The 2,379-nt window shown below is 59.3% G+C and carries 1 protein-coding gene and 1 pseudogene; both read right to left on the bottom strand.

Annotated elements, in window-relative coordinates:
- Positions 1-122: 122 nt before the first annotated feature.
- A pseudogene (locus tag BSP109_RS16455) lies at positions 123-467 on the bottom strand (metal-dependent transcriptional regulator); the annotation flags it as partial.
- Positions 468-541: 74 nt separating this feature from the next.
- The gene (locus tag BSP109_RS16450) at positions 542-1,660 is read right to left on the bottom strand and encodes a peptidoglycan recognition protein (protein ID WP_180959804.1); all 1,119 of its coding nucleotides are present in this window, start codon (positions 1,658-1,660) and stop codon (positions 542-544) included.
- Between the last annotated feature and the right edge of the window lie 719 nt (positions 1,661-2,379).

Here is a 2,379-nt window from a genome sequence, read left to right as displayed (position 1 = left end):
GGACGCCTCGAGCATCTGCGAGGTATCGGCCTGGGTTTCAGGAACTTCGGGCACTACGTACTACGCTGCCTGCTCCACTCCGGACAGCTATCGAACCGAGTCAACGCACTCTGAAACCGGAAGAGCCAGTCTGACACCGCATGTTCGAGGGTCTCGGCTTCGTTATGCACCTGGTCCCAGGTGTATCCGAGGACCTCGACGAGGAAGGTCTCGATGAGGCGGTGACGACGGACCATCGCAAGGGCATAGACTCGACCTTGTGCCGTCAGAGCAATTGACCCGTACGGCGTGTGCGCGACGAGCCCCTCGTCCGAGAGTTTGCGAATCGCGTCGGATGTCGTTGACTGCCTGACCCCAACCTTCTGGGCAAGCGCGGTGGTCGTGACGGGAGCATCAGACCACTCGCCCAAACTCCAAAGTGCTTTCAGATAGTTTTGGGCGCTGTCAGAGAGTTCAGTGACGGACATGGTCGAAGATTACCAAACTGTTCTATCCGTCCGATCGTCAGCCCGTTTGCTTGGGTTCTTCACAGTTTTTGCGTTCAGGTTCGTGCATCACGAGCGTTGCTATCGATGACGCCGGGGACAAGGTCAGGCTGTCTGTCAGATTCGTCCTTGTTCTCATCCTCTTCGCCCGCGCCCGCCTTCTTCCCAGTTTGGTAGTCATCGGCGGCCTGACGGATCGAGTCGAATTTGGCGTAGAACCCGTCGCCGGGACAGCTTGTTTGGCCAACGTCGCGATGTCCGACAATCGCTTTCATCTCCTCCCCGGCTAGTGATGTCGAGCCACCCGCTTTCACCCCGCTCAAGGACAGCTTCCACCCGACCACCTCCGCGACCGCATCAAGAGTGCGTTGGGGCGGTGCCTTCTTGTCATAGTCGCCGAGCACGGAAATGCCGAACGATCCTGTGTTGTACCCGGCGGCGTGAGCGCCGACTACGGCCTTCTTTACCCCGCCTGCGCGCCCCTCCCAGAGTCTTCCGTATTTGTCGACGAGCATGTTGTAGCCGATGTCCGACCACCCTCGACCCGTGATGTGAAACGACTGGATCCCTCGTAGAATCGCAGGCACATCCTCTGCGGCATAGTCGTTGTTGCCATCGGTGTGATGGATCACTGCGGCGGAGACTGAGTCCGCGATCGTGGGAGAATTTCGTACCAGTTTCTCGCTCGCACCCCAGTCTTTACGGGTAGCGACTTCGGGCTGGACAACAGAGTTCTTCGCCACGTTGGCCGCCGATGCTGCGCATAGTGGACAGGTGCATCCGCCCGTCCGTGTGCAAGGTGGTACCGAGGCGTGGTCAATTGAGTGGGCATGCTGCGACACCTCCCGATCAACCGATTCCGAACTCTTGGGCGCATTCTCTGCCACCAGTTCTGAATCGCCGGGGTGCCTCTTCGAAGCGACACTGACGACCTTGGCATCGGCTGGACTGCCGCCGTCACCGAGAACACGCACCTGAATACTGTCTGTATCAGTGGTGTAGTAGGGGTCCGTGCCGCGCGAGCCCTCCCCGGCATCCGAAGCATGCAGGTGCTGCCACCCGGACCAGCGGCCATTCGTGTGAGTTCTGATCTCGAACTCGACCCGAACGTCGTCGTCGAATGCGATTCCTACGACATTCGGTGACGCTGACGGCAGATCGATGACATCGGACAATGCCGAAATCGTGATTCCGTCCGTAGTTTCAGCGGCACCTGATCCCGTTGGCGCTGCAAGGTCCCCATCCTTACGATCATTGGACACATGAGGGCTCTCGGTCGACGATGGGCTCGTCACGGCTTGGTCCTGTGCATGAGCGACAACGGCGCTGGTGAAATGAGCCGAAGTATCACGAAGGCTCTGCGGAGCGCGCAGCAACGGCGGCAGGGATGTGGTCTTCGTCCGCGTGACTGACCTCGTCGTCGACGATGCGTCCCTGGCCCCTGCCGAAAGTGCCCCGGTTGCGCTGATTCCAGACAGCGGAGACTCAGAGACTTCAGGATCGCCGGAGTGCAGCGACGCGGAGGCGGGTGGAAGGCCGATGTTCACCGCCAACGCCAGGGATCCGGCTGCCGAAAGTGTGAGTAGCTTCGTATGCATGAATGTCCTTCTCGGGGGAAGTTCGTGAAAGGCATGTTCAGGGTATCGGCTGGACGAACAAAAGTCTATGTTCAGGTGATAACACGGTCGAGGAACAGTGCGCTACGGTGCGCAGTCAAGCGTCACGTCAGTGTCGCACGACATCGACAGACGTATTTAGGAGATAAGGGGCTCTTCTCGAACGAGGGTGTAGTCCGTTGAGCGCGTCGCTGTCCGTGTAGGAGTCGAGGTCTCCCTGAAGATGGAAGTTCCTACACTGCCCACCCGGAAGACCTCGACATGTCCCACCCTACTTT

The sequence above is a fragment of the Brevibacterium sp. Mu109 genome, from assembly GCF_900169375.1.
Classification (GTDB): domain Bacteria; phylum Actinomycetota; class Actinomycetes; order Actinomycetales; family Brevibacteriaceae; genus Brevibacterium; species Brevibacterium yomogidense_A.
This window is presented reverse-complemented; position numbering and strand designations above follow the sequence as displayed.